Consider the following 25,772-nt stretch of genomic DNA (forward strand, 5'->3'; position numbering starts at 1 on the left):
CCTAGCGGATGTGCCAGGCCAGTGGTAGTGGGTATGACTATTCGTAGACCTTGCGTAGTGGCTGCTAATCTGGGCGGCCATCGTGACAATCTAAGATAGATTGGTCAAGAAGCTTATTCTTACGATCTCTGTCTTGGTCAAAGACATTGGTAAGACTTGGGCCTGATGAGAATTGACCGTGATGAATGGTTGGCACTAAAGGCTTAAATACAGAAGGCTCAATCGGCTCACCTGAGAGATTTACCTTGCTATCTTGCATGTGATCGTAAACATCGTAATCAGGTGTATAGATTTGAGTAGTGCCTTGTTCATTGATTGGTAGAACTTTGATGTCGCTAAAGTGCTTAACATCAAAATCAGTCTGTCTGCCTGGATGAACAGTGAAAGTATTACGTCTATCGATGGTTTTAGTTTTGTTGGCACTGCTAATTGAGCCTTGAGCTTGTTTTTGTAAGTTAGCATCAGCGTTGTCTAGCGTACTGCCATTACGCATCTCAATAGCATCTTGCTTGAGCTGAGCATTTGTCTGCAGGCAAGCACTGTGCTTTTGAGAATGAATATCTTTGGCAATAGCTTTAGATGGCTGTTTTAAATCGCTTAAAGCGCCCGCGCCATTGTGATTATCTAAGTGCAAGAATAAGGTGCCATCATCATTGCGGCTTAATAGGCCTTCGTGCCCCACCACGGTTGCATCGGATAACACTAGACTGCCTTGATCGTTAACGCTTAAGGCACGATATTGCTCGTCGGTAAGCTCTATTTCATCAACAAAGATGCTAATGAGCGCATCGGTGCCAAATAAAGCGCTGAGCTCATGCGACTCAATCTTGTCTGCTACCTTGTTCATGGAGCTAGAGAGCTCTTCTGACTTTTGTATCGCATGATTAACTGCTTCTTTTTGAGCTACAGTTAGGGACGCATTAGTGCCTGCTAAGCCATGTTGTTGAGATAAAACAGCTGAGGCTACCTTAACTGAGACACTATCAGATAAAGCATCAGCATGCGGATTTACCGCCAAAATCTCTTGTTCTTGCGAGCTTACTAATGGAGCTTGCACTGAGTCAGCATGGGCAAAAGTCTGATAGTTTGAGTATGATTGAGCAACAGACTGATAGTTATTGTTGCTCTCTTTGACTTTGATTTTATCTATTCTAGCTAAATTAGCTTGCGCCATAGACGCACTGTCATTTTGCTCAGTACGCTCATTGAGCACGAAGCTTACAATAGAGCCACTTTTAGAGGTGAGCTTAGCTATGGTCTTATGATGTAAATGAGGCATGATGTCGCAGTTTTTGGCAATCTGCGGCAAGAATACTGAGCGATGCTTTTTTCCCTGAGTAGCCATGTGTAAAAAAGAGTCACAATCCTCTTCCACAATGCCATCATTCACACTGTATTCAACGCGCTTTCCATGCTCAAAAAGCTCAAACTTTTGGCTATAACCAAACTGCTTATTGGTACAAATTCCATCAAGATTGATGTAGTCACACTCATCCTCAGTAAAAGTATCAGAGTATGGTACTTGAGGATTGAGTGCAGGAATGCGTACTAAAGTCTTACTCTTAGCAGGAGCATCCTTGTTAGGAGCTACATCATGCGCATCCATGTTATGAGAGGCGAGATCTTGTGAGGCTACAGGCAGCTCAGATGCACCACTTTTTGCTTGTGCCCAAGCGGCCATAGGCATAGCACACATAGCGCTAGTGCATAAGAGCAACAGTGCTTTTGGAGCACCATAGAGTTTTCTAACACGAAAAAGAGCCTGATTGAGTTGCCTCATTGCCTATTTGACCTCAGATAGTTTCTGTCAGCATAAAAGACCGCCAAAAGCTCTATAAGTTCCATAGAACACGCAAAAATTTAAGTAATCTAGATACAGACATACAGCAAAGTTGCAGTAATACGTTCTGTGAAACTAGTTGTACAACTGCGAGTGCAAAAATATTTCTACGCCTCAGAGCACAAGCAGACAACGCTGCCAACGCGTGCCATGCAAGCTGAGGCAAAAGCTACGATGCCGTGCTGCAGCTTGATAATGCTTCATCAAGCTTACTAAAGAGGATGCAAGCTTAAGCTGAGGCGCTAAGATGTATGCCTAATTGCTTATTAGGCCTTGCCTTGAGCAAAGATGCGGTTAACACGCTCAAGATCAGCAATAGTATCTACGCCGATCTCAGGAGGATTATCGGTAGTAGCAACAGCGATCTTCATACCGTAGTGAAGAAGACGTAATTGCTCTAAGGACTCAGCTACCTCAATGTCAGCTGGCTCTTTAGATAAGTAATCTAAGATAGTGCCTGCCTTGTAGCCATAAATACCGATGTGGTGATAGTGCTTGAACTTAAGCTCGCTAACATTCTCCTTGCCAAGAGCAAAGTTATCGCGCTCGTATGGAATTGGAGTGCGGCTAAAGTACAGCGCAAAGTTGTTCATATCCATCACGCACTTGACGCAGTTTGGATCGAAAACATCATTGATATTATGGATCTCAGAGCACAGAGTGGACATGGATGCACTGGAGCTAGCTAACAGAGCTGCCACCTCATCAATGTGATCTTTGGTGATAAGCGGCTCATCACCTTGGACATTGACCACAATGGTATCCATATCAATGTGCTCGTTTGCAATCATCTCCGCAATACGCTCAGTACCAGAGCGTGGCTTTTGAGAAGTCATGCAAATGCGCAGACGCTCATTTGCCTGAGCAAGTGGCTCTAAAGCTTTAGCAACTTCTTCATGATCGATACAGGCCATAACGTACTTAGCGGATGACTCTAGTGCCTTTTCACAAACCTTAACAATCATTGGTTTGCCATCAACAATGGCAAGCGGCTTGGCTGCTAATCTGGTTGAAGCGTAACGTGACGGAATGGCCACAATATACTCAACTTTCTGACTCATAATGAATGTTCTCTAAGCAGTTTGGCTTATAGCTAGAAACTGCATCCTGTTAATTGCTCTAAACAACAAAACGATCAATCCACCTCACGATCTTAGCTACTCTCCGATAAAACATCAAAGCAGCCTTCACAGTGACGATGGCAATAGACATCATTGTAGAGCACATTAGATGCTATACATAGACTTAGATGCAAAAAAGCCCCCACAATCTTTTACAAAGTGGAGGCTTTTTCATCATACAAACACTAGCTATTCAGCGCTCTTGCTTTTAGTAGTAGTCTTGCGCTTCAGTTTGGTTGGAACTGCATTTGGATCGTAGACATCACGCATTTTCTTAAGGACAAAAATATCTTTTTCATCCTTAGCGCTGCTACGCGTAGTTCTCTTAACTGTACGCTTAGCCGTGCTCTTAGCGCTAGACTCACTTTCAGATGCACTTTCGGCCTTATCTGAATCTGCCTTGGCACTTTCTGCCTTAGCTGAGTCTACTTTGGCGCTCTCAGCCTTAGCTGAGTCTGACTTGGCAGCATCAGCCTTGGCGCTGGCCTTAGTTGTCTTCTTGGTTGAAGCTTCACTATCGGCGGCACCTTCAGCTGCAGCACTAGTCTTGGCAGTGCTTGTGCTATCAGCCTTAGCTGACTTCTTGGTAGTTACCTCAGCATCTGATGCGCTCTCTGCCTTGCTAGTCTTCTTAGTTGTCTTGGCTGTAGTGCTCTTTGCCTTAGTAGTGGTCTTACTGCTAGTTGCAACCTCTACCTTGTCCTCACTTAACTCAGTGACATCCTCTGCAGCTTTACTCTTTGCAGCTGTACTGGTGCGCTTGCGAGTGGTAGTGCTCTTTGTGGTGCTAGTGGTAGTGGACTTAGTGGTAGTCTTCTTAGCAGTGCTCTTGCGAGTTGCAGTGCTTGCCTCAGCCTCAGTAGTCTCTGACTTGTCAGCATCTTTGCTCTCACTAGCCTTCTTACGAGTACGAGTTGTGCTCTTAGTAGTCTCTACTGCACTAATTGCATCGTCATTCTTAGTTGCTGCAACCAAAGTGCTGGCAGCATCAGTAGACTCACTTTTATCTAAAGCATCAATTAATGGTAAGACAGCCTCGCTCTTCGCTACATCCTTGGTAGCTTTAGTCGTCTTCTTACGAATACTCTTTGGCAGTTCATCAATAGAAGCAATTACAGCTCGAGTTGGTGCTCGTCTAGTTGTGGTCTTTGACACCGCACTGCCGTCACTTGCTGCACTCTTAGTTGCAGTTTTCTTAGTAGTCCCCTTAGCTGCAGCAATAGCCTCACCAGGAGATGTCTTAACAGCACTACCAGATGCACTTGCCTTGGCTGTAGTGGCCTTAGATGATTTGGCTGCACTATCAGCTGCACTTGCCTTAGTGGTGGCTTTCTTAGCTGTACTCTTCGACTTAGTAGTTGTAGTCGCAGTAGTAGTTTGGCTAGCCTCTAAAGCTGCAGTTGCTTTATAGCTTGGGAGAACTGGAATAGACGGAATCCACAGCTGGTACTCCTTGGCAACCTGAACATCAGTTTCAGCCTCGCTCTTAGCCTCTGCATCCTTAGACTCACTGTCTTTAGCACTCGTATCTTGAGCAACAGCATCCTTTGCTAAGGAAGCATCACTAGCCTGATCCTGTAGAGCAGGATCAGTTGCTACGCTCTTGGATGTAGCATCATCTTGATCCTTTGCACTCTTGCTTTCAGCTGCAACAGCATCTATATGCTTGAGATCTTGAGCCTCTTGCTTGCTCTCAAGCACAACTGTTGATCTACTCTCTTGGAGCATAAACAGTGATGGAATCGATGGAATCCACAGATCGTAAACAACAGGCTCGACCTTAACCTCAGCAGTCTCTTCGGTAGTTACGGACTCACTCTTAGCTGGGGCTGCTGTGGCTGTGATCTTTGACTTATCGGCCTCAACCTTAGGCTCAGACTTAGCCTCGACAGTTTCTTGCTTAGCAATAGTCTTTTCTGTAGCTTCATTTTCAACAGTAGTTACTGCAGCTGCTGCTGAGTAGTTGGAAATAGCCTTTGGAATATATGGCACCCAGAGTGGCGCAATATATGACGCATCCTCATTAGCAGTTGCTGACTCTTCAATAAGATCTTGGGCTGTAGCTTGTGGTTGCTCTTCTTGAGCAGCATTGGTGCTGTTAGCGTTTTGCTCGGCAGCAGTTGCTACGGCACTGAGCTCATCTGCATTAGCCTCAGTAAGCTCTACTGATTGATCTTCGCTCTTGTGAGAATCAGTTGCTGCCTCTTGAGCTTGTGCTTGCTCAGCAATGTTCCTGAGAGTTTCTGCATGCTCATAAAACTTAGCAGCTTTCTCCATAAGCGCAGCTGCTGGACCATACATATCCTGTTTAGGCTCTACACTCTCCACGACATCTGATGGCTTAGCATTAGCCTTGCTGGTATCGGACTTAGCTACATCAGTCTCATCGGCGATCTGAAGGGACTCAATAGCGTCATCGGCATTGATAGCATCTACCTGGTCATCAGCATGGTTAGCTTCAGACTTGGTGGTGACGGCATTTTCCTCAATCTGGTCGTCGTGCTTGGTAGCCTCTACACTTTCATCTTGCTTGGAGTCTACGGCATTGTCAGTGTGCTTGGCCACATTGGCATTGTCGTTTTGCTTGGCTGCGACGGCATTTTCTTGAAGCTGGTCGTCATGCTTGGTATTCAGCAGGTCGTCGAGATCGTCATCGCGCTTGCTATCGAGCTTGGAGGAGCTTGATTTGCCAATGCCTGGACGGTAGGCATCGACCACGACGGTTTCTCTTTTGACGAAATCAGCGCGGGCTTGATGCTCAAATTCCATCTGACGTGGTGGATCATCGTCTTTGCTAACTTGCTTGCTAAAGTCGATATTGAGCTCTGGATTAATTTCAATATCGTCAGCTGGCAGTACTGGGCCTTCTTTATCGGCTCTTAGAGCTGCCTTTAAACGAGCTTTAGCAAGCTCTGCATTTTGCATCTCAGCAGAAAGTCTAGCTGCAGTTTTAGTAATGTAATCAGCATCAGCTTTAATGCCGTAATCCTCAATACCCTCAACCTTTTGCAGTACATAGCCAGCCTCTTCACGACGACGGCGACGCTGCTCAACGCGGTGTAGTGACAGCTTAATCTTAGAGACAATATCGTCAAAGAAATGCTTGGAGAGCTGAGCTGCTACGTTTAGTACAAAGACATTTTCAATTGCGTTTTCTTTAGCCTCTTTACGATACTTGATAGCATCTTTGGCTGTCATGATGACAGTGCGCTCTGAGGCAAGCTCACGCAGCTTATCAAAAGGCATTTTGTTGTGATCGCCTACTTCAACTTTCTTGACAACCACAAATCCACAGTCTTCTAAAGTCTTGTAAAAGCGACTTGGATTACCAATGCCACAGAAGGCGGTAACCTCTCCTCTTTCTTCTAACTGCTTTGGGTTATCTGGATTGAGAGCAGTGATGGCACTTGGGCGCAGCATCATTGGATTATGACCAAGATGCGCAACAGCACCTGAGACCACAATAGAATTAACCGCGCTCAGACGCCATTCACCTTCACGTAATGGGCCTGCGGGGAGCAGACAACCATTACCGAGCATGCGAGTACCATCTAAGACGCAAATCTCTACTTCTCTGTCTAAAGCATAGTGCTGCAATCCATCGTCTGTAATAATCACATCTACGCCTAAGCCCGCAAGGTAATCAGCACCACGAGTACGTACAGGATCGATAACTACAGGTACACCAGTTGAACGGCGAATTAAAGAAGGCTCATCACCAAAGATCTCAGGATCACAGTCCATTGGAACTTGGGATGGGAAGACATCGCATTTGGCTTTATAGCCACGAGAGAGCACGCCAGGATTAAAACCACGTTCGGTTAGCTCATTAACCAGCGCAATCACAATTGGAGTTTTGCCAGTACCGCCTACAGTTACGCCGCCAACTACAACCACTGGCACCACTGGTCCGGTCGACTTTAAATAGCCTTGAGTGTACAAGCTACGACGTACCGAAGTTACCAGTCCAAACAACGCAGAAAAAGGCAGCAGTGGCACTCTGAGCAATGCTGCTGAGAGGCCCTTTCCGTACCAGAGTGTATCAATGAATGACAATTCTTGGTTCTTCCAAACTGTGTTATGAGATCTAACCAACGCCAGCTCAGCTGCAATAATTAAAGATCACAGCTAAACATAGGCAAATTATGTATGCTCATGAGACCAAAAGTGGACTTATTTTGAGCAAGAAAATTATTAGCACTTAGGCTAAATAAGCACAAGTCTTTCAATACGTTTAGGATAGCGCAGAAGACTTTGCTGTGAATTTGATGAGTGCAAAGATTACACGCATTCTAGACAATAATTTTGACAAGATCATAAGCACCTAACTCAAGCACATAGCGCAAATCTATCTACCCTGCACTAATGAGCTAGCAGATCTTGTATTGAACTTTTCTTAAATTGTTCTCAAAACGCTCATTATAACACCGTGATTCGGGCTATATAGACTAATAGCGCGTTTGTTCTGTTACTCGCTAATAATTTTGTCATCTAATTACGAGTAATTACGCGGCGATGATCTTGAGCTGTTGTGTATTTGCCGTTGTTTAGGATAATAAGCTACTGCTCTATCTTGCCTCTTAGCTATAACAGCTTGCTTAGTTCTAGTGCGCTCTTTGCAAGCTCTTAGCTATTATCATATGATGGCTATGGTTTTACTATTCAATGCCACTTTGGAAGAAGCGATTGTTTTTTAGTGGCTATAGCACAAGTTTTATGTCTAAGAATGGATTGCGCAAACTTATTGTATTATGGCCAAGAGTTTTGGTTTAATTGCAATTAAAATGGACTTTCTTTATCTACAATTTACAGTCGAATAAAGAAGAGTTTGCAAGGACATTGATTGCGACTATAGAGCCTAAAACTGAGCAGGCAAGCCACATATCAAGGATACATAAGAGTATTATGTTATGTTTATGGTGCAATATTGCGCTATGATTGCAAAGTTTGCGCAATCAGTACGCTTGATTTGCAATCTCACAAGTCATATGCTTATTATTGTGCTTACACATGACAGAGGCCTAGCTATCTAGGTTCAAGATAGGATAAGTTTGAATTGCTTATCAATAAGCCTAAACTTGGCAAACTTTTTTGATAGCAGTAGACAAAGCTAACAAGCATAACGATGAGCTTGTATATTCTGAGTATCTAATAACACTCACTAAAGTAAGCCTAGCTAAGCTTTCAAACTGCTAAAACTTGCTCTGATCGATCACGTTATCTCAAGCAAGCTACAGCGTTACCACGCAGAATTTTAATCAAGCAAGATACCAACTTGCTCAATTGCGCATCTATGCCCTGCTTTACATTGGCGTCCACATGATGCGCCTGTTTTACCTAGTCTTCACGCTCACTAACCTTGCTTAGCAAGATCATATTGAGGCTATGAGCAAGCAAGTGCATGCAAGACATTAGATCAGGATAAACTCTCAAAACAAAACTAAGACTTGAGCTTACTTTGCATTTAACAACGGAGCATTGCTTAGCTGTTTTACCATTGAGCTTATACCTCAAATTAGCTCAGAGTTGGTGTGTGTCACTATCTATTCAACAGCGTATAGTTTTATTTAAGAGGGCATTTTGTACTTCTTATTAAACTAGCTAAACAAGTCTAAGAAATTTTTGTAACTCTATTTTTACTCATCAATGCAACGCAAAGACCCATCTAAGCTTGTATGACTTAGATTAGCTAAGTGCGCTTAGCTTGCTAGTCCATAAGCTTATTTAGCTATTTTGCAAGATTGCTAAGCTCAAGAGCTTATGTAGCTTTTTAGCAAGCTTAGTTGCTATCTGAGCTTAGCTATCCTTAGGTTTAGTATTTTGCGTTCATTCAGATGTAGATATGTGCACGATTAGAAGTAGTGCAATCTTTTTTCGATGGGAATGATGTGTACTATCGCCCCATCACGATGCTTTGTTAATGAGACTTGAGACTGTTTTAGCCTTGGTTTTTATCACAAAGACATACAAAAATAGTGTGTGGTTAGTTCTAGCTAGGCTTTTAAAGGCCAGATGTGGCAAAAGACGTATCAACACTAGCCCACACAAGGCGCAACGACGATATTTACGAGTTGCTCTGAGGACATAGGATGAATAAAAAGAACTCATCAGCTTCTAACACTGAAGAAAGAGTTGTTTCACCATATCAAAATGCTCGCACTTCTGTAAGCGAGCCCAAAGCTCGTGGGCGCAAGGCAAGCTCCGATCGCACTGAGGATGGTGCTGAGCTTAAAAGCAGTAGAACCCGCCGCACTCGCAGCACTGCAGATAGTCAAAGTAGCTTTGATCATGACTCTGCACCACGATCAAGATCGCGCAGCAGCTCAAGATCTACTCGAAGCGAAGGCATCAAGCGCACTCGCTCAACTGCCTATGGTTTAGCTGACGGGTCATCAAGAGGCCGTCGTGAGATCGCATCTGATATGTATGAGTCTAGCGAAAAGCCAACTCGTACCCGTAGAACTCGTCGAGTTGATGATGAGAGTGCATATGCATCTGAGGAAAATGCTCCGATGAGTGCACCGCGCCGCTCTACACGCTCAAGTTCCTCTGAGCTTAAACCACGTAGCCGTACCTCAACTCGTAGCAGATCAGAGAGTGCTAGCTCCTCTAGTTTCCGCTCTGAGGGTTCAACTCGCTCCCGCACTGATAGCTCATCACGCACTCGCAGCGAGAGTTCATCTCGTACTCGCAGCGAGAGCTCATCACGTACTCGCAGTGAGAGTCCATCTCGTACTCGCAGCGAGGGCCCATCCCGCTCACGTAGCCGTATGGATGTAAGTCCATCTCGTCGTAGTCGTTCTGAGAGTATTTCATCGCGTTCACGTACAGAGAGCTCTTCTCGCTCTCGAACCGATAGTGCCATGTCACCACGTGCTTTTGCTGATGATGGTTATGCATCCCGTACATCTCGTGGCGAAACAAGATCACGCTCCCGTCGTATTGTAGATGGCGATAGCTATTCAAATGGATATCGTTCTGATGCCACTCGCACTCGTGGTAGACGCGTTAAAGATCGCTTAGACAATGAGTCTAATGTACCTGAGGTGGATAACAAGTCTATTGCTGAGCAAGCAGAAATTCTGCGTCGCTTTAAGTCCCTCATGCAAAACGGTCCTACCCAAGAGACACCGGTTGTAGAAAGCAGCTATAGTCCATTTGATGTTGATGAAATGGGCATGGTCATGGGCAAGAGAACTCCAGCTCGCAAGGTCTCTGACATCAAGGTAGTGGTAAAGCGTAAGCGCACTATCATGAGTGACGAAGAAATTGCTGCAGCTGAAGCCGAGGCCATGGCTAAAGAAAAAGCCCGTGAAGAGGATGAGGCTTTGCTACAAGCTCAGCAAGCTCAAGAGGCTGCACTACAAGCAGCTGCTGCCGCCGCTGCTGAGGCACAAATTCGCAAAGATGCCACGATTGAGACTGCCTCTGGCGAAATCGAAGTTAAGGTCAAGACGCGTAAGAGCCGTAAAGCCGATTTACTTGCGCAACAAGCTCAAGAGGCCGTTAACAGCGCCTCTGCTGCTTCTGCCGATGCGCAAGTAGCTGCTAATGCTGCTAAAGAGGCCGTTATCAAGGCTAAAAGCTCAAGTGCTCAGAGCACCGAAGATAATGAGACTGCGCATGTTACCGAGCAGAACTCTATACAAAGCACAGCTAGCGCCACCTTAACTCGTAAGCGCACCAAGCTCACTTTAGCTAAGATTCATGCTAACGAAGCTGAGCACCATACTATTGCATCTGTAGACAAGGGTGATGAAGCAGTAACTACTTCTAAGTTCCCAAATGCAGCTTTACTACGTGCAGCGGCTATTGCCTTTGGTGATGATCCTGTCATGGGAGCTCACGATGATGAGCTTAAGGCAGCCAATATCAATCCAGATGATTTAGCCGAAGAAAGAGCTGCTGCTTTAGCTAATGTTAAGTCTCAGGTGGATAAGAACAAGACCAAAAAAGCCAGAACTAGCACCAGCTCCGAGAGCAAAAAGACAAAGACTACCAAGCGCACTAAGAGCATCGCTAAAGATGCAGCTTCACAGTCTGATGCCGATAGCGCCACTGATGCGTCAAGCGCTGCTCAATCAAGCTTAGCTATGCCTAGCGCTGATGCAATTGAAACTACTAGCGAAGACACTCAAGTGGCAGTTAAAAAGACTACCACTCGCAGCAGATCTAAAGGCTCAAGTGCTAAGAGCACAGCTGATACAACACAAGAAGACACTCAGGTAGTTAAGAGCCCAAGATCACGTAGCTGCAAAGCTACAGCAGCTGCAGATGAGGCGCTGTCAGAGACTCAAGCTACCAAGAGAACAACTCGTCGCCGTAGCAGCAAGACTGCTGCAGCTCAAGGAGAAGCTATCGCTATTGCCTATGAGGCAGCTGAGGTAGTAAAGCCAAAGCGCACTCGCGCTAAGAAAAGCGCTGAGTAGCCACTAGTAATGGCTATTTAGCCTAGCTTTGTCAGCACCACAGAGCATGATGATAGCTGTATGAAATAAGCTCATCATGCTCAATACACCATGCTAATAGCATCAAGGTCATCAACGCGTGATGCTAATGGCATCACGTTGAGCGTTGCAAGATACTAAAAAGCTTGGCTTATGGTGCAATTGAAAGGCTAAATTGGTGCTTAGTTACTGACGATCGCGGCTAGGCAGCTGTAGTTGACTAGTAAAATGGCGAAGCGATGGTTTGCATGACTTAGAAACGATTATTTTTCTAAATTCTGTGCACTTGGCCATGTCTACTTTCTATCTTAAGTGTATGCTGCAATAGATAAGTTAACTGTTGTTTGCCCCTTTGACGCTTAAGGACATGCTTTTTTTGAAGCTTTGAAGTCTTTGAGCTCTCAAGAGGCGCAAATGAAGGGGTTCGTTCAAGGATTTCACACACATATGGCTGAATTTGACGATATCAAGACTATGTTGAACTCTCTTCTAGTAGCTAGCCCACTTAACATGGGCAGCGAAGAGAAGAGTGATAACGAGTACAAGATTGAAGATGGCTATGATAATGACAATCCTCTAGCTATGACAGATCTGTACCGTGATGAATTGGGTAACCGTCTGCCATCTAAGCTCCATGTGGTCCCTCTGTACGGCCGCCCAATTTTGCCATCGCAGATTACAACTATTCAGCTGTCTATCGAATGGCTCGATGTGATTACTGAGGTTATATCCTCATCCCATCACACCTTTGCCATGTTCGCAGTGGACAATGACAAGCTTAAGAAGTCTCACTTAGCAGTTAAGGACTTTCCTAAGACTGGTACTGTGGTGCGTCTGCTCTCTGCTCGCTCAGGCCCTGAGGAGATTGATATTGTCTGTGAAGGTGTACGCCGTGTTAGCCTCATTGAAGTTGCTGACATCCGTAAGAACTTAGCACAGGTACGCTACCCAGAAATCGAGTATCGTCTTGCCAATCCATCTACTCGTGACAAGCTCAATGCTAACAATCAAGCTTTACGCGATAGCATTGATCGCTCCGTTGCTTTTGATAAGAAGCTGCAGAACATCTTAAAAGAGATGCGTGACTATGGCAGATCTATTGGTATTGATGTCCAAAAGAAGCCTGGCACCTTCGATTTTAACTACTTCATTTTTAGAGACGATCGCACCATTGGTCGTCTTTCCAAGGCTAAATTAGACAGCCTCTTTGACTTTATTGGCTATAAAGATCTCTCTGATGACGAGAAGTATCAGATTGCTATGTTCTTAGCTCGTCCAACTAAGGATGAGCTAAACAAGCTCAACTCATACTATTCCAAGGCTGTACGCATCATCACCGAAAGATCAAAGCAGCTGCATGAAGATCTCGCCCATATTTCTCCAAAGGCCCGTGAGATCGCACAAAGCCTCATCGGCAATGTTGATAAGTCATCAACCAATGGCTCTCCTGTTTTAGAGGCCATCAAGGCTATTTCTGGCAAAAACGATACACAAAGCACTGCTAATAAAGACAAGAGCAATGCTGCAGACGCTGCATCAACAGCTGCGGCAGATGCTGCATCTAATGCAGCAGCTTATGCTGAGGGCGTTGTTGACGCTAAGGATGCTCTAGATGGCCCTGCCTCTAACGATGGTGTATCTGTCTTACGAGGTGAAAGTCAGCTTAGTCAGACTATTGTGGGTAAGGATAGCCAGGGTAATGACACTATTACCATGCGCCTTAACGTTAATGATGATGATGAGATTAACGATAAGACCTTATCTGATATTGCTAAGCAGCTTAGCAATATGTTCTCGATTACTGAGCTGCGTCAAAAGCGTCAGCCAAATAATGATCAGCAGCTCGTTGGCGTTACCTCTAAAAAAGGTCAGGCCGAGATTGATAGTAAGTTAGAGCAAGCCGATAATAAGCTCTCTTATGAGTTCATGGAGCGTATCTCTAAGATCTTAGAAGATGAGTCTGATCGTAGCGCTTCAGATAGCTCAGATCATGAAGCTAGTGAAGGTTACTCTAGAGAAGATCTCTTTAACCTCATTGCCAAGATTGGTGAGCGCGAGGAAGAAGAAACTGCTCGTGCGAAAAAAGACTTTAAGGACGCTGCGCTTAAAGAAATCATCGCTAATACTCCTAAAGATGAGACTCCTAACGAAGAGCCAGTTACAGGTCCAAATATCGGCTTTATCAACAACGATACTGCCGTCGTTACCTTTATGCCAGGTCGTGACTCCTCTGAGGATTTACTCCTGCGCTTAACTGAGATTCAAAATGAACACGAGCAACAGTTAGCTAAAGAAGCATCTGCAGCTGAGACTATCAGGGCTGCTGATGATGCTGAGGGCTATTTATCCTCTTTAGATAACAATGAGTCTGAAGGCGCTCAAATGCACATTATTGGCGATGTGCAAAATGAAGATGGCTCTCAAGAGACTAACTTAGTTGTCAGTGGCGAAGGTCAAATCAAGCCTGAGCTCAAAGAGTTCTTAAGCTTCTTAATGAAGGGCAAGGACTTAGCTCAAATCACTGCCGATATGGAAGAGGTTGATGAGCTTGATGACGATGAGGGCGAGACTAAAGGATCAAAGAGATCCAAGCGAACCTCTGCCAAGAGTGCAGCTAAGGGTGCTGAAAAGCGCTCTGGCAAGTGGGGCGATCTGCAGCGTGCTGCTATGATCCGCAGCAAGCTTGCTAGCATCTTAGGCGGTAAGGTTGTCTTTGGTGTTAGCTCTTTAAATGAGCGCCAGGCCGGTGCTCAAAAAGAAGTCGAGACTCGCGCTTATTGCTTAGGCATCACTGCTGCGCTGCAGGAGATGATTCCGCTCAATCCTATGATCACCGAGGAGATGAGACAGTATCTGTCACGCTTTGACATTTCTAATCCATCTACCTTAGCTGACTGCGCTGCCTCAATTACTCAATCTAAGCCAGAAGAACTGCAAGAGGTGCTCGACACCATCCCAATCTTGCCACGCTTAAAGCTGACCTTCGATCTCATCTCACGTGAGCTCTCTGCTGCTAAGTTACAAGACAAGATTAAAGTATCGGTTTCTGACAAGATTCAAAAGCGCCAAAAGGACTTCTTCTTACGCGAACAGCTCAATGAAATCAAAAAAGAGCTGGGTCTTTCAGCTGATGAAAAAGACATCGATATTGAGAAATTCAAAGAGCGTATGGCTAAGCTCAATCCTCCAGAGCATATTAAAGCTCGCTTTAATGAGGAAATTGAGAAGCTCTCTATGCTTGAAACCTCAAGCTCCGAGTACGGCACTACCCGTAACTATGTAGACATCATCACCTCCATTCCATGGGGCAAGATGAGCAAAGAGCGTTTAGCCTCCAATAAGTCCAAGGATGCTAAGAAAGCTAATGCTGTTAACTTAGAGCGTGCCCGTAAGATCTTAGATGAGGATCATGAGGGTCTGCAGGATGTTAAGGATCGTATTATTGAGTTCTTAGCTGTTGGCGCTCTTAAAGGTCATACCTCAGGTCAGATCATGCTCTTTGTGGGCCCTCCTGGTGTGGGTAAGACCTCTATTGGTAAGTCTATTGCCAAAGCCTTGAATCGTCCTTTCTATCGCTTATCTTTAGGCGGTATTGATGATGTATCCGAGATCAAAGGCCACCGTAAGACTTATGTTGGCGCAATGCCTGGCAAGATTGTCTCAGCACTGCGTGAAACTAAGGTGATGAACCCAGTTATCATGCTCGATGAGATCGATAAGCTTGGTAAGTCCTATCACGGTGATCCAGACTCAGCTCTGCTTGAGACCTTAGATCCTGAACAAAATAAGAACTTCTTAGACGTCTATTTAGATGAAAAGATGGACCTGTCTAACTGTCTGTTTATCTGTACTGCCAACAGCACTGAGACTATCTCAGCTCCGCTTTTAGACCGTATGGATCCAATCAGACTCTCTGGCTACATTGCTAAAGAGAAGTTTGCCATTGCTAAGAAGCACTTACTGCCACGAGCTTTAGAAAATGCCGGCATGAAGCGTAATAGCAGCGCCCTGCGTCTGCCAGATGAGTGCTTAACTGCACTTATCGATGGCTATGCTCGTGAAAGCGGCGTGCGTTCTTTAGAGCGCTCCATTGCTAAGCTGATTCGTAAGGCTGCAGTAAAACTCATTCAAGGTGAGAGCAAGGTCATCATCAACGAGTCTGATCTTGAGACTTATCTTGGTACTGCTCCATTTAAGCGTGAAAAGCTCTTAGAGGGTATTGGTATTCAAACTGGTCTTGCTTGGACTGCCTCAGGTGGTGTGACCTTACCTGTTGAGTCCATTATTACTAGCCACGATACTGCAGGCTTTAAGCTAACTGGATCACTCGGTGACGTGATGAAAGAATCAGCCTCGATTGCTCTTTCTTATGTACAGTCACACCTGAACATGTTCTGCTCTACTAAGACACAGACAGCTTTCTTTAAGAAGAAGACCGTACACTTACACGTTCCTGAAGGTGCTATTCCAAAGGATGGCCCATCAGCTGGTGTAACCATGGCTACTTCATTACTCTCGCTGGCCTTAAACACCGCTCCTGCTGCAAGACATGCTATGACTGGTGAGCTCACCTTAACTGGTCACGTACTGCCAATTGGTGGTCTGCGTGAAAAGGTAATTGCGGCTCGTCGTGTTGGTATTTTCGATCTCATTATCCCAATTGGTAATGAGGGCGATGTTAAAGAGTTACCTGAGCACGTACGCTCTGGCGTAACCTTCTACTTTGCTGACAAGTACGAGGATGTGGCCTACACCCTCTTTAGTCAGGTTCAACCACTCATTAAGAAGGCACTCCCAGGCTACAACGGTCCAAAGGTAATCCACTTTGACGATGATGGCCTCTACCCAGAGGATGCCAAGGATAAGGCCGACAAAGCACAATCATCAAAAGCAACTACCAAGGTAGCATCCAAGGTAAAGACAGCAGCAAAGTCTACAGGCACTCCAGGTTCAGCCACACCTCGCAATAGTAAGGCCTCTACTGGCTCCTTTATTGGCGACAATGCTGAGGCCATCAAGCAAGCCGGTGCTGCCAAGCGCTCTGCTGCCAATGCAAGCGCAGCCAAGAAGGCTGCAGCTACTAAGACCACTGCAGCCAAGGTAAAGGCACCAGCAGCTAAGAAGCCAGTTGCTACAAAGACTACTGCTGCTTCTAAGGCCAAGGCTCCTGCAGCCAAGAAGCCAGTAGCCGCAAAGGCTACTGCGGCATCAAAGGCCAAAGCTCCAGCAGCCAAGAAAGCTACCTCAGCCAAGTCTACTGCTGCTTCTAAGGCTAAGACTCCTGTAGCTAAGAAGCCAATTGCTGCAAAGGCTAGCGCTGCAGCAAAGGCCAAGGCTCCTGCAGCTAAGAAGCCAGTTGCTGCAAAAATTAGTGCTGCGGCTTCTAAGACCAAGGCTCCTGTAGCCAAGAAGCCAGTTGCTGCAAAGTCTACTGCAGCCTCTAAGGCTAAGGCTCCTGTAGCTAAGAAGCCGGTTGCTGCAACTAAGTCTACTGCAGCTTCTAAGGCTAAGGCTCCTGTAGCCAAGAAAGCTACTGCAGCAAAGGCCAAGACTGTTAAGAAAACTACTAAGAAGAAGTCTGAGTCTTAAGAATAGCTTTGAGTTAGTTCTGGCCATATAATGGCCATTAAAACGGCGGATCGATGCAAATTGGTCTGCCGTTTTTGCTTTGAGAGGGGTGCTGAGCAAGTGCACCTTTTATGGGGGCTTGGATGAGACTTTAGCTTCGTTTTGGATTTGGCTTTAAATGGAGCTCAAGAGAAGGATGCAGCTTAGGTTGGTCGTGATGGGCTGCTCGATGATAGGCTTTTTTGGGATAGGCCTAATTGGGGGCGAGGTTGGCGCTGCGAGATTTTGCAGTGGCCAGAAACGAAAAAAGCACCTTAAGGTGCTTCATCTACTGGTCGGTGATGTAGGATTCGAACCTACGACCCACTGCTCCCAAAGCAGTTGCGCTACCGGACTGCGCTAATCACCGACGGCGCTCATTATAGGAAAGCGCCATATGAGTGTCAACAAATTAAATAAGATTTTTTCCAAAATATGCTTAACTTGAGCGCACTCATTGGCTCATGTTGCAATAAAAGCCGATAGATATAGGCTTTTTTAAGAAAATTTGCTTAGTTGTGGTGGTGGCTTTTTTGCCTTTAGCTCATGTTGTTAAAGCCATACACTAAAGGCATTAAAGCTATATTACATGCGCATTCTCGACAAAAGCCTGGTATTGTTTGCCAAGCTTTTGGGGTACCCACATGGTCTTTCTTTTTTGTTGTTGTGGGCACAGCGCGTGTGATGGTGCAGTAAGTGTGGTTGCTTCTCTTTATCTTATGGGCTCTTAGTGCTCAAAGAGGGCTTGGCAGCTAGAACTGTCAAACTTGAGCTCGCTATCACCCTTAGCTACGGTGGCGATGACCTTAACAGAGGTCATGGTCTCCACCATCTTCTTGTTGTCTTCATACATTGGGTTGGAGGCAATGAAGTTATTAAGGATGATGAACATATCCTTGGTATCAAAGCCAGCTTGAGTAAGCGAAGTAACTGTAGTTAAGGTATTGTTGATAACGCCTAAAGCAGCATCAGCCACAATCACGACCTTAACGCCTACTTCCTCTTTTACAATGCGCATTAAATCTAAGATGGTAAAGCGCTGTAAGTTAAGCTTATTAAAGTACTTGCTAGATTTCAGTGCGTCTAGCGCTGCAGAGCTCTCTTGGGCCATGGCTGAGTCGGCACAGCAAGCTGCAGCATAAGTATATAGCTCATCATCCCAGCGTAATGGACAGTAAACACCACCACTACCTTCAAGCACAGTAAGCTTGGATGTGTCATAGACTTTGTAAAAGCTCTGCATAATCTTGTCAAAGCTAATTGGCTCGCCGCCAGAGTGCTTTTGAGCTAAGTGTGGCGAGACGGCCTCTTCATACAGATATGAAGTTAGGTCTTCATCTTTTTGGCCAAGTGATGCAAAGCTATTGACGTAACCTGCATCGGACTGAGCAATAGAGTTTGCACCGCTAATTGCAGCCTTGTAATAACCAACTAAGCGAACAAAAGATGGCGTCTCTTGCCATGGACAAACTTCACCCTTTTGGCCTTTGAGGTAGTCAGAGGCAAACTTACACAGCATGGCAGTTACGTAGGTTTTACCCACATCAGTACCAGTACCAGTAACAAAGATCGGCTTTAAGTTTGACTTAGTCATAATTACCCTCAAAAGTCGTTAAAAACTTGTGCTAAACCTTTGTCTTACGTGCTTTACAGCTTAATAAGACCAAGTTTTTGTGCATCTAGCGACTGCATATCTTACACGCTCTAGTCAATTGCAACAAATAAAGTGCAAAATGAAATCTTTACCTAAGCTTTACAGCGTTTGCTGTGGTTATTTTTGTGGTTAGCATCCTTATTAGTGCAAAGACAATGATTTTTATGCACTAAGTTAGATCAACTAGCTCTAAGTGATGATCCTTATTGTGCATTGACCTTGTTAGCTTAGTTATTTGATTAAGATGAAAACAAATCAAGACATACATTGCATAGTCAATCTGCTCATGAATGAGATCGCTAAGCTTTTAACCATGGCTTTGCTTAAAACCATGTGTCGACCACATAAGATAGTGCTGGTCAAATTAGCTTTAGCTATGCTCTTAAGCTTAAATAAAGCTTCTTGAGATAGAACTGATAATGCGCAGCTTTAACTTACTTGTTGATACTACCTTTTAAAGCTACGTGCTGTTATTCAAAAGTTGGTGTTTAGCTGTTTAGATGCTCTTGTTTTAACTTTCCGCGTATTGGCAGTGCTAAGTAACTTACCTATTGCAGGGCACTTTAAATGAGCCTACCGCACTTCATTAGCCGATACATCCGAGTCAGGGTTACCTTTTTTGCCCTGAAACTACTCTGCGCACTTTTCAATTAAAGCTACACGTTTACCGACAGTAGCCACAATCAAGCTAAGACCATTAGCTTTGCTAAGAGATTATCGGAAGGTTAGTCATTTACAGGTTTTCTATTATCGGCAAGGTGGGGCCGAGTTCTCATCAAGGTACAAAAAATGGCGAATTACTTTAATTCTTTGAATTTACGTGAGCAGTTAGCACAGTTAGGCTGCTGTGAGTTTATGGAACGCTCCGAGTTTGCAAATGGTTGCGACTTCTTAAAGGGTAAGAAAGTCGTGATTGTGGGCTGCGGCGCACAAGGTCTTAACCAAGGCCTCAACCTCCGTGACTCTGGCCTAGACGTGTCCTACGCCTTGCGTGCTCAGGCCATCGAGCAAAAGCGTGCTTCTTTTGTTCGTGCAAGTGAAAACGGCTTTAAAGTCGGTACCTACGAAGAACTCATTCCAACTGCGGACCTTGTCATTAACCTTACTCCAGATAAGCAGCACTCAGACGTAGTTAGCGCTGTTATGCCACTCATGAAGAAAGGCGCAGCTTTAGGCTATTCCCACGGCTTTAACATCGTTGAAGTTGGCGAGAAGATCCGTGATGACATCACCGTTGTGATGATGGCTCCAAAGGGCCCTGGTACTGAGCTGCGTAAAGAATACGAGCGTGGTTTTGGTATCCCTACTTTAATTGCTGTTCACGCTGATAACGACCCTGATGGCAATGGTATGGAAATCGCCAAGGCATGGGCTGCTGGTACTGGCGGCCACCGTGCTGGAGTCTTACGCTCTTCATTCGTAGCTGAAGTTAAGTCCGACTTAATGGGTGAGCAGACCATTTTATGTGGCGTGCTGCAGGCTGCCTCCATCTTATGCTATGACCACATGGTAGATAAGGGTGTTGATAGTGCCTATGCTTGCAAGTTAATTCAGTATGGTTGGGAAGTTATCTCCGAGGCTTTAAAGCACGGCGGTATCACCAATATGATGAACCGTCTTTCCAATCCAGCTAAGCTCAAGGCCTGTGAAATTGCTGATAGCTTAAAGCAGCAATTAACCCCTCTGTACTTAAAGACCATGGATAACATTATCTCTGGTGCTTTCTCTGCAGGCATGATCGAAGACTGGGCCATGGACGATTTTGATCTGCACTCCTGGCGTGAAGACTTTGCAATGTCTGGCTTTGAGACTGCCCCTGATTGCTTCATTGATATTAGCGAGCAAGAATACTTTGATAAGGGCATCTTATTAGTTGCCTTTGCTAAGGCAGGTATCGAGCTTGCCTTCGAGACCATGACTAAGAGCGGCATCTATCCAGAGTCTGCATACTACGAGTCACTCCACGAGCTTCCATTAATTGCTAACCTGATTGCTCGTCGTCGTCTTTACGAAATGAATGTAGTTATCTCCGATACTGCTGAGTACGGTAACTACCTCTTTGCTAATGCAGCAATCCCACTTTTAAGAGACTACGTCAACAGCTTCGGTTTAGATGTGATTGGTGAGGGCCTCTCCGGCGACAACTGCGTTGATAACACCGCCTTAATCGAGGCTAACGAGTCAATCTACCATCACCCAATTGAAGTCGTAGGTCGCACTTTACGTGCCTACATGTCAGACATGAAGAAGCTTAGCTTCCAAGGCTAATGAGCCTTGTAAAGGCCCAGATACTTACAATGGGCCACACAAGTTAATCTCACAAACCAGCAAGGCCCAGGGAAACCTGGGTCTTTTTGTCATATTCAAAGCAATATAGACAAAAACCATAAGCTTGCATAACTGCCACCAAAACGGATCCTTTGCACTTCGCCTAGGCCTTTTAGCCTTCACATTTGCTGTAGGCATTTGGCTGACTGCCTGTTGCTGTTGGCATTTGCTGTTGGCATTTGGCTTTGTGCGCCTTGGTCGTTGGGCAGCTGTATTTGGCTTTGGAATTTAGCCTTGTGCGCCTTTGCTCCTTGTGCGTCTCGTGCGCTTTTTTAACGGGCAGCTTTACTGATGGTATGCGGCGTAGCTTTAGTGATTATCTTGTTCTGTTTGATTCTATCTGACGACTACTCATATGAAGCTGATATAAAGATAAGCCGTGCTTTAACCTTTTGATCGCGCTTTTAACAATTATTGAGTAGCTACGACTTATACTTACGTTTTAACTGCACACTTCTCGTGACTGCAAACCATTACTAAACCTTTTGATCATATCTGGCGAGCTTAGAGGCATAGACTTTTACAAGCCTATGGGCTTGCGATCTAATTGCCCTGGATCTGTTTAACTTGCTTGTGGCAATGGGGGCTAATATTATTTAGCCTTTGATGGATCTGAGGTTTGGTGCCTTAATTTGCATAATTACACGCAATTTAATAGCTTTACGCACTACTCATGTGGTGATCCTGGCAGGTAGAGCATAGTTGATATCACATGGCCTTTATATGAATGATGGGACATGTGGTCTGTTTAGTTTGTTGTTGTGTGATAGCTTGGTTTGTGTTGTTAGAAGCTGTCAGATACAGGTCTAATGTGGAGTTCGGCAATGACAAAGATGTCGGGCGCACAACAATTAGTGCGCACCTTGGAAGACTTGGGTGTTGAATATCTGTTTGGCTACCCTGGCGGTGCTGTAATTGATATCTACGACGCGCTGCAGCACTCTGAGTCAATCAAGCACGTATTAGCTCGCCATGAGCAAGGTGCTTGTCATATGGCTGATGGTTATGCACGTACCACCGGTAAGGTGGGTTGTGCCTTAGTAACCTCAGGCCCAGGCGCTACCAATGCAGTTACCGCGATTGCAACTGCCTATGCTGACTCAGTGCCAATGGTGGTACTGACTGGTCAGGTTGCAACCTCACTTATCGGTACTGATGCATTCCAAGAAGTTGATACCATGGGTATTACTCGTCCTGTGGTTAAGCACTCCTTCTTGTGTAAGACTCCGCACGATATTCCAAAGTATATTCGTCAGGCTTTCTACATTGCATCAACCGGCAAGCCAGGTCCTGTGGTCGTAGACATTCCAAAAGATTGCGTCGGCTTTGCCTCTGCTGGCACTGACTTCCAGCCAATCCATGAGGAAGATTTAAAGTTAGTTACTTACAACCCTACCTCACAAGGTCACAAGGGTCAGATTCGCCGTGCTATCAAGCAATTGATGCGAGCCAATCGTCCAATCGTGCTCGCCGGTGGCGGTGCGATTGTGGGTAATGCTTGCGAGAACTTAAATAAGTTTGTTAAGCGCTTTAACTTACCTGTAGTCAGCACTTTATTAGGCCTTGGTGCCGTACCTGCCTCCTCAGAAAACTTCTTAGGCATGCTCGGTATGCATGGTACTTATCAGGCTAACTCAGCTATTGCCAAGAGTGATTTGATCTTCTGCGTGGGTGCGCGTTTTGATGACCGTATCACCAACAACACCAAGAAGTTCTGTCCAAACGCTAAGATCATTCACATCGACATCGATCCTTCAGCGATCTCCAAGATCATTGAAGCCGATCTGCCAATCGTGGGTGATGCTGCTACCATCTTAGGCCAAATCTTAGATATGTCCGATGAGATGGGCGTAAAGCAAGAAGAGGCTCAACTGCAGACGTGGTGGGAGTATATCAACAAGATAAAGGAAGTTGATGGACTCAAATACCACAAAGAAGATGGCATCTGCCACCCTGCTGAGGTTGTTGAGACCATTTACAAGGCATGCAAAGGTAAAAACGTGATCATCTCTACTGACGTGGGTCAGCATCAGATGTTCACCGCCTTATACTACAAGTTTGAAAAGCCACGTACTTTCATCACTTCAGGTGGTTTAGGTACCATGGGCTTTGGCTTCCCTGCAGCTATTGGTGCTTGGTTTGGTAATCAAGATACTGAAGTGGCGCTCATCACCGGTGATGGCTCTTTCCAGATGAACATTCAAGAGCTCTCAACCTGTCTTGAGTACAATGTTCCAGTTAAGGTCTTTATTCTCGACAACCACACCTTAGGCATGGTGCGTCAATGGCAGACTCTGTTCTACCAAGGCCGCATCACCTCTACCAACCTCAATCACAACCCTGACTTTGTTAAGGTTGCTGAGGCTTATGGCCATAGCGGTTTTGTGGTAGGCAAACCTGAAGAGCTTGAGGAAACTGTGAACAAGGCTTTAGCCATGAAGGACAAGCTCGTAGTTGTAGACGTAATGTGCAACACCTGCTCACAAGTTTTACCAATGCAAAAGACAGCTGGTGCAATGGATGAAATGCTCCTGCCATCAGATGAAGCTAACCAGGCCTAAACAGCTATAAGTTTTGATTGAAAGGCTAATTGCAGCGCAGCACGCACAAGCTGTTTATGCTGCTTTGCAAAGCACTGTTCAAGTTGAAGGCAAAGACGTATAAGACGTTATATGCCAATAAAGAACTGTGCAGCTAAGCAATTATGCAAACCTACATTAGTCACATTTAAACTCACATGCTCATGAGCAAATAAAGCAGCACAACTAAAGCTACTTATGCAGCTATTTTGTAAGGCCGCTTTATTCCATAGGCTACAAAGTAGTAGATAAGATGCTCAAATGAGTAATCAAACTCTAGTGGAAGTGTAGGCTCTAGCAATCAAAACGGACTACAAGGACAGTTTTATGCGTCATTTAATTTCTATCCTGCTGGAAAATGAGACTGGTGCGTTATCTCGTGTGGTCGGTATGTTTTCACAGCGCGGTTATAACATCGAGACTATCACAGCTGCTCCAACTGAGAATCCTCATATGTCTCGTATCACCATCTCTACTATTGGTGATGACGTAGACTTAGAGCAGATTAAAAAGCAGATTCACAAGCTCATTAACGTACACACCGTATCTACTTTAGAAGATGGTAAGTCCGAAAATACCATTGAGCTTGAACTCATCTTCTTAAAGGTCAAGGCCAACAATAACGCTGCGCGTGAAAACGTTAAGCGCATTGCAGACATCTTCGATGCCAAGATCGTAGATCTGACCCCTGAGGTTTATACCGTATGTCTCTCTGCTGGCCGTAATAAGATCAATCGTCTGATGAAAGCAATGCAAGAGTCAGCCGAAATCCTCGAGACCGTACGCTCTGGCGTGGTTGCCATTTCACGTGGCTCAAAAGCTCTTGGCCACAAATAGCTACAAAACCATTTTCTCTCACACTACTCATGGCTAACTGAACAGCCTCATTAGTTAGCCCTCTGTCTAGTCTCTATCAAAAAAGGCCCTCAAAATGAGGGCCTTTTGCATTTGACAGAGTCATCAGCTGTCGATGCCAGTTGCGTGCTAATGGAGCTTGGCAATCACGTAGTAAGGATGCCACGTGAGGCGCACGCCCATCTTCTCAGTAAAGCGCTCTTCGTACTCACGCATAATGCGTCTTAGCGAGCCTGCGCTTAATGGTGTAGCAGCAATGCCGTTGACGCCAGTAACATGTAAGTGTCTAAAGAGCTCAACACTAGAGTTAAAGTACTGCAGCTCTTCGTCAAAAAAGACCTGATAATCAAGCTGACAGCGCTCAAGCGCCTCAATCACCTTCTCTTTAGTAAGATAGTTTAAGCCCACATCAGTAAGCTCTTTAACCTCAGCAAAGTGCCCTGCATAAAACGATGAAAATGCAAGCACACTATACCCTTGTCTTAAGGTGGCAGCATCTTCTTGGGCAGCTTTTGTCTTGTGGCTTGCTAGCTCTTGAAAGCCAAGTAAGGCTGCAGCTAAATCTTCAAACCACTGAAACGATGCATTGCTGACAATAAGATCAAAAGAGGAGCTAAATACACCTGCTGCTGCTCCTGCAGCAACTTCGACCCCTGCTTGCACATTATCTTGCGCCTTAGCTTTAGCTTGCATAGGATCATGTGCCTTGGCTTTAGCTTGCACATGCCCATGTGCCTGTGCCAGTTCGTGTTCTTGCGTTTTCGTCTTGAGCTTGCTCAGCAAGCTGGCATCGCCACAGATGGCAGTAAAGCTCTGCAGTTTATTAGTGGCTTGAGGCTGCTTTGTTGTTTCTTGGTCTATTGACTGTGGCTGCCACTTACTTGTGTGGCCTTGCATGGACAAGATCTGCTGATCTCGTGTGATGTAGCCTTGCTCATAAAGATTGAGCATATTTTGCTCAAGCATCTGCAAGCTCAGATCATTTAAGCATAAGTCTTTGATGGGCAGCTTGTTTAAAAGCTGTGTGGTGAAGTTACCAGGGCCACAACCAATCTCAAGCACTTTGTAGCCTTGGATATCTTGGCTTTGGCCCTGTGCTTGTGCGTAGCATGAGGTATTTGTGCTTGGCAAATTGCTGCAAATGAGATCGATGAGGCGTGAGGCCATCTTACTTTGCATGACAGCATCATCGTAATAAGACGATGCTGCTTTTGAAAAGCAATCATGTACACGCTGAAAATCGACCATAATGAGTCTAATCCCGACCAAAACACAAGGACAACAAAGTTTGCGGTTAGGTATTACACCAAAATCTTAATAAGTTCGCAATTTTGAGGGCAC

The 25,772-nt window shown here is 45.2% G+C and carries 10 protein-coding genes and 1 tRNA gene; 5 read left to right on the top strand and 6 right to left on the bottom strand.

Annotated features, from left to right (window positions below; all coding sequences use genetic code 11):
• Positions 1 to 64: 64 nt before the first annotated feature.
• The 3 genes from H524_RS0102080 to lpxK form a co-directional block, all read right to left on the bottom strand.
• Positions 65 to 1,780, bottom strand: coding sequence for a hypothetical protein (locus H524_RS0102080; RefSeq protein WP_027939038.1), 1,716 nt, complete (start codon positions 1,778 to 1,780; stop codon positions 65 to 67).
• 326 nt (positions 1,781 to 2,106) lie between these two features.
• Positions 2,107 to 2,901: a 3-deoxy-manno-octulosonate cytidylyltransferase gene (gene kdsB / locus H524_RS0102085; RefSeq protein ID WP_044121277.1), complete on the bottom strand. Its 795-nt coding sequence runs from the start codon at positions 2,899 to 2,901 to the stop codon at positions 2,107 to 2,109.
• Between the two features lie 249 nt (positions 2,902 to 3,150).
• A complete protein-coding gene (gene lpxK / locus H524_RS16230; RefSeq protein WP_169726115.1) occupies positions 3,151 to 7,017 on the bottom strand; it encodes a tetraacyldisaccharide 4'-kinase in 3,867 nt (1,288 codons plus the stop codon).
• Positions 7,018 to 9,050: 2,033 nt separating this feature from the next.
• Between lpxK and H524_RS0102095 the strand changes: the two genes are divergently transcribed.
• Together H524_RS0102095 and lon are read left to right on the top strand one after the other, a co-directional pair.
• Positions 9,051 to 11,390: a hypothetical protein gene (locus tag H524_RS0102095; RefSeq protein ID WP_027939040.1), complete on the top strand. Its 2,340-nt coding sequence runs from the start codon at positions 9,051 to 9,053 to the stop codon at positions 11,388 to 11,390.
• A gap of 465 nt (positions 11,391 to 11,855) precedes the next feature.
• Positions 11,856 to 16,997, top strand: a complete 5,142-nt coding sequence (gene lon / locus H524_RS16235; RefSeq protein ID WP_052338848.1) for an endopeptidase La — start codon at positions 11,856 to 11,858, stop codon at positions 16,995 to 16,997.
• A 311-nt stretch (positions 16,998 to 17,308) separates the two neighbouring features.
• Here lon and H524_RS0102105 read toward each other — a convergent pair.
• Together H524_RS0102105 and bioD are read right to left on the bottom strand one after the other, a co-directional pair.
• Positions 17,309 to 17,385 (bottom strand) — tRNA-Pro (locus H524_RS0102105).
• A 357-nt stretch (positions 17,386 to 17,742) separates the two neighbouring features.
• The gene (gene bioD, locus H524_RS0102110) at positions 17,743 to 18,609 is read right to left on the bottom strand and encodes an ATP-dependent dethiobiotin synthetase BioD (protein WP_027939041.1); all 867 of its coding nucleotides are present in this window, start codon (positions 18,607 to 18,609) and stop codon (positions 17,743 to 17,745) included.
• Positions 18,610 to 19,458: 849 nt separating this feature from the next.
• Between bioD and ilvC the strand changes: the two genes are divergently transcribed.
• The 3 genes from ilvC (at position 19,459) to ilvN (ending at position 24,413) form a co-directional block, all read left to right on the top strand.
• Positions 19,459 to 20,937 carry a ketol-acid reductoisomerase gene (ilvC, locus tag H524_RS0102120; RefSeq protein ID WP_027939042.1) on the top strand — a complete coding sequence of 493 codons (1,479 nt, stop codon included), beginning with the start codon at positions 19,459 to 19,461 and terminating at the stop codon, positions 20,935 to 20,937.
• Positions 20,938 to 21,821: 884 nt separating this feature from the next.
• Entirely contained in the window at positions 21,822 to 23,558 is a 1,737-nt protein-coding gene (gene ilvB / locus H524_RS0102125; protein ID WP_027939043.1) for a biosynthetic-type acetolactate synthase large subunit, read from the top strand.
• A 345-nt stretch (positions 23,559 to 23,903) separates the two neighbouring features.
• Positions 23,904 to 24,413, top strand: coding sequence for an acetolactate synthase small subunit (gene ilvN / locus H524_RS0102130; RefSeq protein ID WP_027939044.1), 510 nt, complete (start codon positions 23,904 to 23,906; stop codon positions 24,411 to 24,413).
• A 147-nt stretch (positions 24,414 to 24,560) separates the two neighbouring features.
• On the opposite strand, the gene H524_RS0102135 is transcribed toward ilvN, so the two are convergent.
• On the bottom strand, positions 24,561 to 25,679 hold the full coding sequence (locus tag H524_RS0102135) for a methyltransferase domain-containing protein (protein WP_027939045.1): 1,119 nt from the start codon (positions 25,677 to 25,679) through the stop codon (positions 24,561 to 24,563).
• Positions 25,680 to 25,772 lie beyond the last annotated feature (93 nt).

The organism is Anaerobiospirillum succiniciproducens DSM 6400, from assembly GCF_000482845.1.
Classification (GTDB): Bacteria; Pseudomonadota; Gammaproteobacteria; order Enterobacterales; family Succinivibrionaceae; genus Anaerobiospirillum; species Anaerobiospirillum succiniciproducens.

Coding starts and splice junctions, on each gene's coding strand:
- H524_RS0102080 (WP_027939038.1), bottom strand. CDS start 1,780: ATGAGGCAACTCAATCAGGCTCTTTTTCGTGTTAGAAAACTCTATGGT.
- kdsB (WP_044121277.1), bottom strand. CDS start 2,901: ATGAGTCAGAAAGTTGAGTATATTGTGGCCATTCCGTCACGTTACGCT.
- H524_RS0102095 (WP_027939040.1), top strand. CDS start 9,051: ATGAATAAAAAGAACTCATCAGCTTCTAACACTGAAGAAAGAGTTGTT.
- lon (WP_052338848.1), top strand. CDS start 11,856: ATGGCTGAATTTGACGATATCAAGACTATGTTGAACTCTCTTCTAGTA.
- bioD (WP_027939041.1), bottom strand. CDS start 18,609: ATGACTAAGTCAAACTTAAAGCCGATCTTTGTTACTGGTACTGGTACT.
- ilvC (WP_027939042.1), top strand. CDS start 19,459: ATGGCGAATTACTTTAATTCTTTGAATTTACGTGAGCAGTTAGCACAG.
- ilvB (WP_027939043.1), top strand. CDS start 21,822: ATGACAAAGATGTCGGGCGCACAACAATTAGTGCGCACCTTGGAAGAC.
- ilvN (WP_027939044.1), top strand. CDS start 23,904: ATGCGTCATTTAATTTCTATCCTGCTGGAAAATGAGACTGGTGCGTTA.
- H524_RS0102135 (WP_027939045.1), bottom strand. CDS start 25,679: ATGGTCGATTTTCAGCGTGTACATGATTGCTTTTCAAAAGCAGCATCG.